Origin of the sequence: Streptomyces longisporus (assembly GCF_039532765.1) — a bacterium.
Classification (GTDB): Bacteria; Actinomycetota; Actinomycetes; order Streptomycetales; family Streptomycetaceae; genus Streptomyces; species Streptomyces longisporus.
Window position 1 is genome coordinate 58,977 of record NZ_BAAASG010000025.1, and the last position, 14,064, is coordinate 73,040.

8 protein-coding genes are annotated in these 14,064 nt (G+C 71.5%); 2 read left to right on the forward strand and 6 right to left on the reverse strand.

Annotated features, from left to right (window positions below; genetic code table 11):
* Positions 1-13: 13 nt before the first annotated feature.
* From ABD355_RS39450 to ABD355_RS39460, 3 genes are all read right to left on the reverse strand, one after another.
* Entirely contained in the window at positions 14-526 is a 513-nt protein-coding gene (locus tag ABD355_RS39450; RefSeq protein ID WP_344405960.1) for a hypothetical protein, read from the reverse strand.
* Between the two features lie 28 nt (positions 527-554).
* Positions 555-2,399: a trypsin-like serine peptidase gene (locus tag ABD355_RS39455; RefSeq protein WP_344405961.1), complete on the reverse strand. Its 1,845-nt coding sequence runs from the start codon at positions 2,397-2,399 to the stop codon at positions 555-557.
* A 65-nt stretch (positions 2,400-2,464) separates the two neighbouring features.
* Entirely contained in the window at positions 2,465-4,462 is a 1,998-nt protein-coding gene (locus ABD355_RS39460; protein WP_344405962.1) for an Ig-like domain repeat protein, read from the reverse strand.
* Positions 4,463-4,965: 503 nt separating this feature from the next.
* Here ABD355_RS39460 and ABD355_RS39465 point away from each other — a divergent pair.
* Complete coding sequence (locus ABD355_RS39465) at positions 4,966-8,979, forward strand: nSTAND1 domain-containing NTPase (RefSeq protein WP_344405963.1); 4,014 nt, start codon at positions 4,966-4,968, stop codon at positions 8,977-8,979.
* Positions 8,980-9,152: 173 nt separating this feature from the next.
* Here the strand turns inward: ABD355_RS39465 and ABD355_RS39470 are convergent, their stop codons facing one another.
* The 3 genes from ABD355_RS39470 to ABD355_RS39480 form a co-directional block, all read right to left on the reverse strand.
* On the reverse strand, positions 9,153-9,623 hold the full coding sequence (locus tag ABD355_RS39470; RefSeq protein WP_344405964.1) for a hypothetical protein: 471 nt from the start codon (positions 9,621-9,623) through the stop codon (positions 9,153-9,155).
* Between the two features lie 105 nt (positions 9,624-9,728).
* Positions 9,729-10,478, reverse strand: coding sequence for a TIGR03943 family putative permease subunit (locus tag ABD355_RS39475; protein ID WP_344405965.1), 750 nt, complete (start codon positions 10,476-10,478; stop codon positions 9,729-9,731).
* Positions 10,475-11,557, reverse strand: a complete 1,083-nt coding sequence (locus ABD355_RS39480; protein WP_344405966.1) for a permease — start codon at positions 11,555-11,557, stop codon at positions 10,475-10,477. The genes ABD355_RS39475 and ABD355_RS39480 overlap by 4 nt, the downstream gene beginning before the upstream one ends.
* A 198-nt stretch (positions 11,558-11,755) precedes the next feature.
* On the opposite strand from ABD355_RS39480, the gene ABD355_RS39485 reads away from it, so the two are divergent.
* On the forward strand, positions 11,756-13,624 hold the full coding sequence (locus tag ABD355_RS39485) for an NAD-binding protein (RefSeq protein ID WP_344406123.1): 1,869 nt from the start codon (positions 11,756-11,758) through the stop codon (positions 13,622-13,624).
* Positions 13,625-14,064 lie beyond the last annotated feature (440 nt).

Consider the following 14,064-nt stretch of genomic DNA (forward strand, 5'->3'; position numbering starts at 1 on the left):
AGCGGTCGCCGGGCTACGGCTGTGTCCTGCCGCGTCGGTGGCGGGCGACGGCGAACCCCGCGAGTGCCAGTACGGCGACGCCGCCGCCGGAGGCGGTGGCAGCCACCGTGGCCGCGGACGATCCGGACGCATGGGGGCAGTACGAGCCGCCTCCGGCGACGGTGATGGTCGTATGCCTCTGCTTGGCGGTGAGCCCCTTGCGGTGGGCGGCGATGTCGACGGAGTAGCTGCCCGGCTCGATTCCGCAGCGGAGCCTGCCTTCGCCCTGGCCGTAGCTGTTCTTCTGCAGGGTGACCTTCACAGGGTGGCGGAACGCCGGGGAGGTCACCGTGAAGCTGCCGTTCTCGTCGGCGGCCAGCGACGTCAGGTCGACTCCTGAGGTGACCTCGACGGGCGCTCCCGGCCTCAGCGGCCCGTCGGGGGTGCTGACGGCGAGGCCCGGGTCCTCGGCTGCGTGGGCGCCGGGTGCGGCCGCTAGACCGAGGGCGGCTGCGGTGCACAGGATGCCGACTACACGCAGATGCATCCGGGTACCTCGCCTTCCTGAAAGGTGATCAGCCGGCCTTCGGCGGGACGAGCATGTGTTCGCTGCCGAGGGTCGTCGTGGTGTCGGTGAAGAGACTCGTCTCGCCGTCGGACCAGCGCACGAGCAGGTCGTCGGGTTCGCCGGGTGTGTAGGCGCCGGCGGTCATGACGGCGGCGTGGGTCCACAGTGTGTTGGACGACTTCAGCTGGATCTCCGTTCCCACGCCGGAGGCGGAGGAGTCGCGGTAGAGGCTCAGTTCGCCGTCGGACCAGCGCACCAGGACGTCCCAGTTGGCGCCTCCGGTGAAGTTTCCGGCGGCGAGCAGGGTGGCGTGGCGCCAGGTGTCGTTGGGCGGCTGCAGCCGGCGTTCGTTGAGGAATCCGCGGCTGTCGACGTCGGTGTAGAGGGTGGTCTCGCCGTCGGTCCAGCGGACCATGACGTCGTCGGGCGACGGGTTGGCGCTGTAGCGTCCGGCGGTGATCTGGACGGCGCTCTTCCAGGTGCTGCTGGGCTTGGCCAGCTGGGTCTCCCCGGCGAAGCCGCCTTTGCCGTCCCCGGTGTACAGGGTGACTTCGCCGTCCGACCAGACCACCATGAGGTCGGAGGCGTCGTTGTCGTCGAAGTCCCCGCCGGCGATGGTTTTGGCGTGGGTCCAGGTCGAGGACTTCGCGATCTGGTGTTCGCCGGAGAAGCCGCCGTTGCCGTCTCCGGTGTAGAGGGTGACTTCGCCGTCCGACCAGACGACGATCATGTCGGTCCTGCCGTCGCCGGTGTAGTCGCCGGAGGCGGTCTTCATGGCCTGCTGCCATCGGCCCCCGCCGGTCGGGTACATGCTGTAGCCGCGCGGGTACTGGGTCGGAGTGGTGTTGTTCTGCGCGGCTGAGTAGATCTCGAGGGCCCGCTGGTCGAAGGTCGTGGAGAACGAGATGCGGTCGCTGTTGTTCTCCAGGCCGCCGCCGTAGTAGCCGCCGAGGTTGCCGATGACGGTTCCGCTGCCGGTGCTCTTGTTCAGGCCGGTGATCCAGGGGCTTCCGGAGGTGCCCCCGTAGAAGCCTCCGCAGTCCATGCGCATCTGGTGGTAGCCGGGCAGCTGGCGGGTGGTGACACCGGCGCACATGAAGGGCCGGTTCTGCGGGTTGTGGCTGCCGGGGTAGCCGATGACGGTGACGTTCTGCTTGTACTGGCCGTTCACCTGGCCGAGTCGGAGCGCCGCGCCGACGGCCTTCTGCACGCTCTGTCCTCGCCCGTTGGCGGCGACCACGGCGAAGGCGTAGTCGAAGTCGGAGTAGGCGTCGCGGGTGGGGTGGCCTGCGGCCTGGTACCAGCGCGCGTCACGGACCCAGCTCTGCACCGCGAAGCGACCGTAGGGGGCGGGGTTGTTCGCGCTGCCGTCGTAGCGGGGCACGAACATGCCCTTGGAGCCGCCGGAGCAGTGCGCGGCGGTCAGGATGACGTCGCCCTGCGGGCTGTCGACGACGCTCGCGGAACAGAAACGTCCCGTCAGCTGGTCGGTGGCCGGGTCCCTCACGTAGTGGAAGAAGGTGCCGACCGTGGGGACACCGGCGAAGTAGACGCCGTTCTTCGGCGCGGCCGCACCCTGCACGAGGGATTCGGCTTTCCCTCCGGCCGGGGCCTCGCCGCGCGGGCTGTCCGGGGTGGCCCGGGCCATCCGCTCGGGGGTCCAGAACTTCTCGGCCTCCGCACTCGTCCATGCCTTTCCCCGGCCCGCGTCGGGCCCGGGCGACGCGGCCGGCGCCGTCCCGGGCGCGGCGTCGGGGCGGGCGGAGGCGGGAGACGCCGCCGCGAGGAGGAGAACGGAGACCGCTATCGCGGCACAGGTTCCGAACGTGTCACGAAGGGGGGGTATTCGCACGGTTTCCTTGTCTGTCAGCACACGTGCGGGTCTGTCAGCACACGTGTGGCGAGAAGCGGCCGGTCTCAGCTCGTGAAGATGAAGTACTTCCACGTCCCGTAGGTCGTCGAGTTCACGTTGTCGCCCGACGCCGTGTCGATGTAGGACGAGCGGATGCGGAAGCGGACGCCCGTCGGCGGGGTGCCGCTGAGTTCGAGGGTGTCCCGGCCGTCCGAGCCGAGGACGAGGTACGCGCTGTGCGTGGCGCGCCAGGCGCCCTGGTAGTAACCCTGCACCTCGACCCGGTACTTGCGGTTCGGGTACGGCGTCATCGTCGTGTCGAAGACGGGTTCCTTGGACTTGTGGAAGTAGCGGTACGTCTGGTTCCACGCCGTCTGGGTCTTGTAGTAGCCGCTGAGCGCGGTCGAGACCCGGACCCGAGCGCCCACCGTGCTCGTGACCGTCGCGGGCGCGGAGCGGGTGTCGCCCGTGAACTTGGCGGTCAGCTTGGTGTCGCGGGTCAGGTAGAGGCTCACGGACAGGTTCCCGAAGGAGTCGACCGCGCCGGACTCGACCAGCTTGTTGGGCTTGTCACCGCCGTACGGGTCGGCGTAGATCTCGACGGTCCGGTTCTTGTACGTCGTCCCCAGGTGCGCCGTGAACTTGACCTGGGTGTTGTACGAGTAGACCTTGCCGTTGTCGTCCAGGGTCAGGGCGGTCGTCGTCTTCGTGACGTCCACCGTGCTGGTGGCGGTGGCGCTCGCGTGGTAGTCGTCGCCCGCGTAGCCGACCGTGTAGGTGACCTGGCCGCCGGCCGGCGGGGTGTCGGCGAAGGAGTACGAGCCGTCGGCGCCGACCGTCGCCGCGCCGAGCAGCTTCCCGGACGGGGATTCGTCGTCCGTGCGGCGGACGGAGACCGTCGTGCCGGGCGGGAAGGACACGTCCGAGGTCAGCTTGCCCGTGACTGTCAGCGGCTTGGCGCGGGGCGCGGTGGCCGGGGCGGTGGCCGTCAGGGTGGCGGCGGCCTTCAGCGGGTCGTCGTAGATCCGCAGCGAGTAGGTGTTGTTGCTGTCGTACGACACCGCGAACAGCTTGCTCTCGTCCGGTGCCCAGGCCAGGCCGCTGCCGGCCAGCTCGTCCGAGGCGGTGCCGCCGGTGGAGCTGGGGAGGTCGTACTCCCGGGTGGGCGTCGAGGCGCCCGCCTTGAAGAGGTGGACGTCGGAGCCGTAGACGGAGTCGGTGCCCGCGGCCACATCACCGTTCGGCGCGATGTCCACGGCGTCGGGGTAGTTGGTGGTCTCGTACTTGCCGTCCGCCGTCAGGTCGGAGAGCTTGTAGACGGCCTGGTAGTACGGCGACCCGCTGGCCGTGACGACGTCCTTGCCGTCCGGTGTGACCGCGAGGTCGCGCAGGTTGCCGCCGCCGGTGCTGCCCGGGTCGAAGGCGTACGCGGTACGGCTCGCGGTGCCCGACGAGACGTCGTACACGGCGAGTTCGACCGGGCTCTGGCCAGGTGCGCCCGCCACCACAGTGCCCGGAGCGCCGGGCGAGGCGTCCAGGATCGGCGCCTGGTAGAAGGTGTTCCCGTCCTGGTTCAGGGCCACGACCGGGTCGGTGCCGCTCAGATCGAGCGAGCCGATGTTGCCGTTGGCCGCGCCGCCGTAGCCGAACCAGAGCTTGCCGCCCGTGTAGGCCACGTACTCGGGGTCGGTGCCGTCACCCGTCGGGTAGGTGTGGGTCTCAGTGGCGGTAGCCGTGTCGATGGCCACGATGGCGTTCGCGCCGGCGACGGCCGCGTACAGGGTGCCGGAGTCGGCGGAGAGCTCCAGGCCGCGGACGCCGGGCAGCGATTCGACCGTGCCGACGACGGTGCCGCTGTAGTCGGTCGCGACGACCTTGCCGCTCTTCGGGTCGCTGATGAACACCCGCTGGTGTACGCCGTCCACGACGACGTCACCGGTCGAGGTGACCGGCAGGACGGTGCTGGAGTCGGCCAGCGCGGGTGCGGCCGAGGTGAGAGCCAGCGCGGTCGAGCCGAAAAGGACCGCGAGTGCGCTCGCGGCGGTCAGAGTGCGGGTGCGCACGGTGGTTTCGAACCCCCCGGAACGAAAAAAAGAGCCCCTGCGGAACTGGGGAAGTGAGCGGAGCGTAGGTCACGTCGGTGACGGCTGATGCAAGAGAGGGTCAATGATGATCAAAATAGTCCCCGAAAGTGATCGACATGACAGCGAATCAGCCACACGGTGATCAAAAGCACTCCGCGCCGTTCGGCTCCGGTCCCTCCCCTCGTGGGGACCGGTGTCGAACGGCGCGGATCTCTGAGGCTCGGGCGATGGGTCCGGCGCCGCCGTCCCGTGGCTTCCGCAAAAGCCTGGCGGAGAAGGTTCGGCGCCGTGCGCTGTCGTCCTGAGCGCTGAGCTGATGGCCTGCACGGACGGTGCCCGACGGGTTCGCCCTTGCGTCGTGATCCTGCCATTTGTGGCTTCGCGTGAGGAGATTCCGGTGCCGGTCCGGAGGCTTTCGCCGCAGGTCAGCCGTATAAAGTGAGTTTTCCGGTCCGGATGTCCAAGCGCGGGGGGAGTAAGGGGTGGAGGCCTTGGGTTCCGACTCAGGGGCACGTACTGCCTTCGCGGAGCGGCTCGCTCTGCTCTACAAGGAGGCGGGCAACCCTCCTCTCGCGCGGGTGGCCGAGGCGGTCGTCCAGCTTCAGCGGGTGGACGAGCGGGGGCGGCCCGTACGGGTCTCCGCCCAGCGGATCAGCGACTGGCGGCGGGCCAAGAACGTGCCGGCCCAGTTCGCCGCGCTCACCGCGGTGCTGCACGTCCTGATCCCGCAGGCCCGGCGGGCGCGTCCGACGCCGGTCTCCGCCGGTCTGTACGACCTGGGGCAGTGGCAGCGGCTGTGGGAGCGTGCCCTGGCCGACCCCGCCGGTGACCGTCCCGCCGCGACAGCCGAAGTGGATGAGCGGCCTCCGGTGGAGGATCCGGCAGTCCCCAGTGTGTGCCCGTACCGGGGGCTGGCCTCCTACCGGCAGGAGGACGCCAGGTGGTTCTTCGGCCGGGAGCGCAGCACCAACGCCCTGGTCGACCAGTTGCAGACGGCGGAGAAGACCGGTGGTCTGGTCATGCTCGTCGGTGCCTCTGGGGCGGGGAAGTCGTCCCTGCTCAACGCCGGGCTGGTGCCCGCCGCGCAGAACGGCGCACTGGGCGGCGACGACAGCCGGCCGAGGACGGTCGTACAGCTCGTGCCGGGAGCAGATCCCGTCGGGGAGCTGACCCGGTGCATCCCGGAACTCGGCCCCGTCATGTCCGAAGCGGACGGCTCCGGGGCAGCGGAACCCGGCACTCCGGCGTTCGCGCGCGCCGTCCGGGCTGCCGTCGCCGAGTGGGCCCGGCGCGAGGCGCCCTCCGGTGAGCGGCCGGTCCTCATCGTGGACCAGTTCGAGGAGGCCTTCACTCTCTGCGCCGACGAGGCGGGCAGGCACGCGTTCGTGCAGCTCCTGCACGCCGCGTGCTCGTCCGCGGGAGCGGAAGACCCGGCCGCCCTGCTCGTGGTCCTCGGGATCCGCGCCGACTTCTACGAGCAGTGCCTGCGCTATCCCGAACTGGCCGACGCGCTGCAGCACCGGCACATGGTGCTCGGGCCGCTGAGCACCGCCGAGCTGCGCGAGGCGGTGACCGGGCCGGCCAAGGCGGTGGGCCTCGAACTCGAACCGGGGCTCGCGGAGCTGATCGTCCGGGAGGTGAGCGCCGACGGGCCGCGCGGGGCGCACGACGCCGGGGTGCTGCCACTGCTCTCCCATGCGCTGCTCGCCACCTGGCAGCGGCGGAAGGCGGGGCGGCTGACGCTGGCCGGTTACCGGGCGGCGGGCGGCATCCAGGGCGCGGTGGCCGCGACCGCCGAGCGGGCCTGGTCGAGCCTGGACCCGCCCGCCCGTACGGCCGCGCGACTGCTGCTGCTGCGGCTGGTCCGGCTCGGCGAGGACACCCAGGCCACCCGCCGTCGGGGGACCCGGCGGCAGCTGGCGCAGGAGTCGACGGACCCCGGCAAGACGGAGGAGTCGCTGGAGGCGCTGGTCCGCGCCCGGCTGGTGACGCTCGACGCGGAGACCGTGGAGATCACCCACGAGGCGCTGCTGACCGCCTGGCCGCGGCTGCGCGACTGGATCGACGAGGGCCGCAACGACCATCTGCTGCGCCAGCAGCTGGAGGAGGACGGCAGGGCCTGGGAGGGCTCGGACCGCGACTCCTCGCTGCTGTACCGCGGTTCGCGGCTGGCCCAGGCCCGCACCTGGGCGAAGACCGCCGGCGACACCTTCCTCACCCGCAGCGCGGTGGAGTTCCTGGCCGCTTCGGTACGGCTGCGCAAGCGCACCCTGGTGATGCGGCGCGGGGCGGTGGCCGCGCTGGTCGTCATGTCGGTGCTGGCGGTCGGCGCGGCGGTCATGGCCTGGCAGCAGCGCAATGACGCGGTGTTCGAGCAGGTGGTCGCGGAGGCCGACCGTGTCCAGTACACCGACCCCTCGCTCTCCGCCCAGCTGGACCTGGTCGCCCACGATCTGCGGCCGGACGACGCGGGCACCAACAACCGGCTGGTCTCGATCGTGAACGCGCCGCTGGCCACGCCGCTCCTCGGCCACACCGGCGCCGTCTACCTCACCTCCTTCAGCCCCGACGGCAAGGTCCTCGCCACCGCCAGCTACGACCGCACGGTCCGGCTGTGGGACGTCAGCGACCGCTCGCACCCGAAGCCACTGGGCAAGCCGCTCACCGGCAACACCAGCTGGGTGAGCACCGCCCTCTTCAGCCCGGACGGGAAGCTGCTGGCCAGCGCCGGCGACGACGGCACCGTCCGGCTGTGGGACGTCCGGGATCCGGCGCACCCCAGACCGCTCGGCACGCCCCCGGCCGCCGACACCGGCACGATCTATCTGCTCGCCTTCAGCCCCGACGGCCGCACGCTCGCCGCTGCCGGCGAGGACCACACCGTACGGCTGTGGGACATGACCGACCCGGGCCGGCCCACGGCGCTCGGTGCCCTGACCGGGCACTCCGCCGCCGTGCGGTCCGTGGCCTTCAGCCCCGACGGCCGGCTGCTGGCAGCAGGCGGCGACGACGACACGATCATGCTCTGGGACATGTCCGATCCGCACCGTCCCAAGCCCGTCGACAGGGTGCTGAAGGGCCACACGGACACCGTGCACTCGGTGGCCTTCAGCCCCGACGGCCACACCCTCGCCAGCGGCAGCGCGGACGACACCATCCGGCTCTGGGACGTCACCGACCCGCACAATGCCACCGAGCTCGGCTCGCCGCTCGCCGGCCACACCGGTCCCGTGTGGTCGGTGGCCTTCAGCCCGAAGGGCGGCATGCTCGCGGCCGGCAGCGCGGACAGCACGGCGAGCCTGTGGAACGTCAGGGATCCGGCTTCCCCCTCCCAGGTCGGCGAGCCGCTCGCGGGCGGCAGCGGCGAGATGTACGCCGTGGGCTTCAGTCCCGACGGCCGCACCCTCGCCACTGGCAGCGGCGACAGCAAGGTCCGCCTGTGGTCCGTGCCGACCTCGGACATGATCGGCGCCTTCGGAGCGTTCCGACCGGACGGGCGGGTGCTCGCCATGGCCGCGCGCGACGGGCGGATCCGGCTGTGGAACGTGAAGGTCCCCGGCCGGCCCGTGGCGATGGGCAAACCGTTCATGCCCGCGGACGGGGGCCAGCGCCAGCTGGCCTTCTCCCCCGACGGCCGCACGCTCGCCGTACTGAGCGGCCGCAAGCAGCTGTACCTGTGGAACGTGACCGACCCGGCCCGGCCGGTCCCCTACGGGGCACCCCTTGCCATGCGGACCCGCTTCACAGGCACCCACGCCCTGGCCTTCAGCCCGGACGGACGCATCCTGGCGAGCCCTTACGACGACCGCACCATCCAGCTGTGGAACGTCGCCGACCCGTCCCGTGCCGGCAGGTTCGGCCCACCGCTCACCGGTCACAAGGGCTTCATCAACAGCCTCGTCTTCAGTCCGGACGGCCACACCCTCGCCAGCGGCAGCGCGGACGCCACGATCCGCTTCTGGAACGTCACCGACCCCCGCCGTGTCTCCGCCCTCGGCACACCCCTCACGGGGCACGACGGACCGGTCAACGTCCTCGTCTACAGCCCGGACGGCTCCACGCTGGTCAGCGGCAGCGACGACGACACGGTCCGGCTGTGGAAGGTCACCGACCCCCGCGAGGCGACCGAGGTCGGCGACCCCTTGACCGGACACACCGAAGCGGTCATGTCGCTCACCCTCAGCCAGGACGGCCGCACCCTGGCCAGCGGCGGCAACGACAACACCGTCCGCCTCTGGAACGTGGCGAACCCCTCGGATGCCGCCCCCATCGGGCAGTCCATGAGCCCCAACGCCAAGACCGGCAACTTCCTCTCGTTCAGCCCCAGGAGCCATCTGCTGGGGGTGTCGAGCGGCGCCGACACCGTGCGGCTGTGGAACCTGGACACGGACGACGCGATCCGGCACATCTGCTCGGCCACACAGGGCGTGCTGACACCGGAGAAATGGCACGAATATCTGCCACGGCTCTCGTACAAGCCTCCGTGCGGCCCGTAGTCCGATCCGTGGAAGTGCTGGTGGCAGCCCTGGTCAACGGGGCCGACCCAGTGATCTGGGCCACATCCCCGCGACGCGGCAGAACAGCCGACTCCCGTCGGGCCCGCGGCCTTGTTACGCTTGGCCACAGCCCGATCGCTGGTGCATCCCCCGTCGCCAGCGGTCGGGCATTCTCATGCCCTCCCGGCACTCAGCCACTGGGCGACCTTGCGCACCGTGGTCTCGTCGAGCCGCTCGACGAGGGCCTGTACGGCTGCATGGTCGTCCGGTGCGAGGTCGTAGAGCCCCGCCTTACCCAGCCCGGCCATGAGCACCTGCTGCCTTCGGCCGCTCATCCGGTCCGTCAGCGTCCTCGGCTCCTCGGGGCCGGCGGACGGCGGCTTTGGCGTCGTGGCGTTCGTGGTCGCGGTCGACACGTCGAAGCGTTGCCACCCACCGTCCTTCGGACCCCACAGGTCGACCGCGAAGTCACCGCCGCGCGCCCGCACGGTGTGGGCCATCTCGCCGAGCGCGTACTGCACGGGAGCGCGCTGCGAGGCCTCGGCGCACACCCCCCAGGAGGCCGAGGAGGGCCGGTAGAACTGCGCGACCCAGCGGGGAGCCCCGGTCGGCTGCGGACTGGCGGGACGTGTCGTGGTCTCCACTGCGCTCACCCCTTCGTTCACCCGTTTCCCTCGCCTGCTGTCAGGCTGCACAGCAGGCGACGGTAACTGACGACCCGTCAGATATCCAGAGTGAGTTGTCCAGGGTCAGTTGTTCCACGACTCGTCGTACGGATCCTTCGGCGTCGGCACCGGTGTCGCCGCCGTGACGCGGAAGTACGGTATGGGGCCGTTGTTGACGGGGTCCTTGGTCTGCTGGGCGGTATAGGTCCCGGTCACCTGGAGCCACTTGTCCGGCTGCAGGACCGGCGGGATGGTGCCGGTCAGGGCGATCTTCACCGGCTGGGCGTCCGCGGCACAGCAGTTGAGGGCCATGCGCACCAGGTAGGGGGCGCCGGTGCGGTCGAGAGCGACGAAGCCGGTGATCCTGATCGGGCGGCCCGCTATGTGCCGACCGCGGTCGTAGACGGCGCGGGTCGCGTAGTCGACCACGTTGAGGTCGAGCGGGCCGGAGGCGGGCAGCTTGTCGAAGCCGTACGGCTGCTGCAGGGCCGTACCCGTGCGCATCGCGCTGTAGGAGCCGAGGGCGGGCGGGGCGACCAGGATCAGGGCGAGGAGGGGGAGGACGAGGAGCCAGGAGATGCGGGGTTCGCGGTGGACATGACCCTCTCCATGGTCATGGGCCTCGCCGCCGTGCTCGTGGGTTTCGCCGCTCTTGCGGCTGCGCCACTCGTACCAGACCGTCGCCAGCGCCGTCACGATCAGTATCGCGCCCGAGGCCAGCAGCAGCGGTTGCAGTCCGGCCTTGACGTAGCGCAGGTAGAGGTTGGTGAAACCGGCGTGCAGCAGGGCCGCGCCGGTCAGGAACAAGACCGCCGCCTGGGCTTGCCGGTTCACAGGAGCACCGCCCCGGTCAGGACCGCGCCGGCGATCGCGAGGGCGAAGGTGGCGGGGGCGAAGCGCAGGGCGAAGCCGCGGCCGAAGGTGCCGGCCTGCATCGCGAACAGCTTGAGGTCGATCATGGGGCCCACCACCAGGAACGTCAGCTTGGCCGTCAGCGAGAACTGGGTCAGCGATGCCGCCACGAACGCGTCCGCCTCCGAGCAGATCGACAGCAGGACCGCGAGGACGGCGAGCGCGAGGATCGCCACCAGGGGGTTCTCGGCGGCCGTGCGCAGCCAGCTCGCCGGGGCCACGGCCTTGAGCGTCGCGGCGGCCATCGCGCCCAGCACCAGGAAACCGCCCGCGTGCATCACGTCGTGCCGGACCGAGTTCCAGAAGGCGGCGCCTTTGCTCGGGCCTTCGTAGTGGGAGCGTTCCGGTGTGCGCAGCCAGTCCGTGCGGCCGAGGCGCTGCCACAGCCAGCCCATCACGCACGACACGAGCAGACTGGCGACGAAACGGCCCACGACCATCTCGGGGTTGCGGGGGAAGGCCACCGCGGTCGCCGTCAGCACGATCGGGTTGATCGCCGGGGCGGACAGGAGGAAGGCGAGGGCCGCCGCGGGGGTCACACCCCGGCGCACCAACGCTCCGGCCACCGGCACCGACGCGCACTCGCAGCCCGGTAGCATCGCGCCCGCCATCCCGGCGACCGGCACCGCGAGGGCGGGCCGACTGGGCAGGGCACGCGCGAAGAACGCCGGCGGCACGAACACCGCGATCGCCGCCGAGAGCAGCACCCCGAGCACCAGGAAGGGCAGCGCCTGCACGAGCACGGCCACGAACACCGTCATCCAGCTCTGCATGACGGGTGCGGAGAGCGCTCCGCGGATGGGGCCCTGGAGCAGCACCAGCAGGAGCAGCAGCATCGTCAGGACGAGCGGGGACTTCGACTCGGACGGTTTCGACTCGGAAGGTTTCGACTCGGACGGTTTCGGGTCGGACGGTTTCGGGTCGGGTGGCCTCGTGGCGGGAAGGCCGGCGACCGGCTCATGGCTGTCCGCCCCCGTGGGGGCTGGTTTGGTGATGGCCACGGGCGTGGTACCTCCGGTGGTGCGTGAGGGCGCTGGTTTCCCTCCCCATCCATACGGCGGGGAAGGGGCGTTCGTTCAGTGACTGTTCGGTGACTGCGCTCGGTTGCTGCTGGAACCACCTCTCCCGGTGAGGCACTCTTCTCCCTCGTGGGGAGCGTTCCGAATCAAGGTGTGGCGAGTGGTGACGTGTCGGCGCACATGGTGGTGTGCGGTGACGACGGACTGGCGCATCGGCTGGCCGCCGAACTGCGGGGTGTGTACGGCGAACAGGTCACGCTCGTCGTGCCGCCCGCCGACCGCGGGGTGCGACCGCCGGTGGTCGGGCGCGCGCGGGCGACCACGGCGGCACTCTTCGACCGGATGGTCAACGCGGCCGTCAGCCGGGCCAACGGCGCCGCCGCCGAACCCGTCGCGAACGCCCAGGTCGTGGAGGCCGCCGAGGCGACCGAGGAGGTGCTCGGCGCGGCGGGCGTGGAGCGGGCCGCCGCGCTGGCGCTCGTGTACGACGACGACGAGACCAACATCCGTGCCGCCCTCACCGCCCGCCGGCTCAACCCCCGGCTGCGGCTCGTCCTCAGGCTCTACAACCGCCGGCTCGGCCAGCACATCGAGGAACTCCTCGACCAGGCGGCCGCGTTGGCGACCGGCGACGGCGGCTCCGCAGGCAGTGACACCTCCACCACCGTGCTCTCCGACGCCGATACGGCCGCGCCCGCGCTGGCCGCCACCGCCGTCGCCGGCACCAGCAAGGTCGTACAGACCGACGGGCTGCTGCTGCGGGCGGTGGAACGGACGCCGCTCGCGGGGCAGTTGGCCCGGCCGGGGCTGGCCACGCTGGCGCTGCTGTCCACGGACGGCGCCGACAGCGGCGCCGAGCAGGGGCCGGAGCTGCTGCCCGACGCGGCGGCGGTCCGCGCCGCGACCGGCCGCGGGACCGTCGTACTGGAGCAGGTGTCGTACGCCGGGCCCCAACTGCCCCCGGCCCGCGGGGCTGTGGCGTTCTCCTCGCTGTTCTCGCGGCGGCTGCGGTGGTCGCTGGCGGGCATGGTGGGGTGCGTGGTCGCGCTCGCGGTGGCGTTGTGGCTGGTGACGGGGGTGCATCCGCTGAGCGCGTTCTATCTGACGCTGCTCGATCTCTTCGCCATCGACAACCCCGCCATCGGGGAGCCCGTCGGGCGGCAGATCCTTCAGCTTCTGTCCGGGCTGACGGGGTTGCTGCTGCTGCCGGTGCTGCTGGCGGCGGTGCTGGAGGCGCTGGGCACCTTCCGGACGGCGTCCGCGCTGCGGAAGCCGCCGCGGGGGCTGGGTGGGCATGTGGTCCTCCTCGGGCTCGGCAAGATCGGTACGCGGGTGCTGACCAGGCTGCGGGAGCTGAACATCCCCGTGGTGTGCGTCGAGTCCGACCCGGATGCCCGGGGGCTGGCCACGGCGCGGCGGCTGCGGGTTCCTGTGGTGCTCGGGGACGTCACCCAGGAGGGCGTTCTGGAGGCCGCCAAGATCCACCGTGCGCATGCGCTGCTGGCGGTGACCAGTGCGGACACGACGAATCTCGAGGCCGCGCTGTATGCACGGTCCGTGCGGCCCGATCTGCGGGTCGTGCTGCGGCTGTACGACGACGACTTCGCGACCGCCGTGTACCGCACGCTGCGGGCTGCTCATCCGCGTGCCTCCACACGGAGTCGCAGTGTGTCCCATCTGGCGGCGCCCGCTTTTGCCGGGGCGATGATGGGGCGGCAGATTCTGGGGGCGATTCCGGTGGAGCGGCGGGTGCTGCTGTTTGCCGCGATGGATGTGGCCGGGCATCCGCAGCTGGAGGGGAAGACGGTGGCGGAGGCGTTTCGGGCGGGGGCCTGGCGGGTGTTGGCGCTGGATACGAGGGTCTTGGACGGAGGGGCGGCCGCCGGGGAGGGGTATGAGGACGTGCGGGCGGTTTCGGGGTCGGGGCTGGTGTGGGATCTGCCGGACGGGCGGGTGCTGAAGGGGTCGGACCGGGTGGTGCTGGCGGCTACTCGGCGGGGGTTGGCGGAGCTGTTGGGGCGGCGGCCGCGGGAGCGAGCGGGGGCTTGAGCGGGACCCGGCGGCGGGGCTGGGTTCGCTGGCCGGCGCGGGACCCGGCGGCGGGGCTGGGTTCGCTGGCCGGCGCGGGGGCTGGGGCGGGGTGGGTTCGCTGGCCGGCGCCGGCCGGGTGCCGCTGCGCCCACCCGTGCCGCCCTAGCGGCACGACTGCCCGCAGCTACGTCAGCGGGAGCGGCGCCGCGACGGCAACCACTGCCCGCAGGCCACGGCGGGACGACCGGCCGCACGCCACAGCAGCACGACCGGCCGCGCGCCACGCAACACCACTGCCCTCAGGCCACGGCGGCGCGACCGGCCGCAGGCCACGGCGGGACGAGTGGCCGCAGGCCACGCCAACACGAACGCCCGCAAGCCACGGCCACACGACGGGCCGCAGGCCACAGCAGCACGACCGGCCGCGCGCCACGCAACACCACTGCCCTCAGGCCACG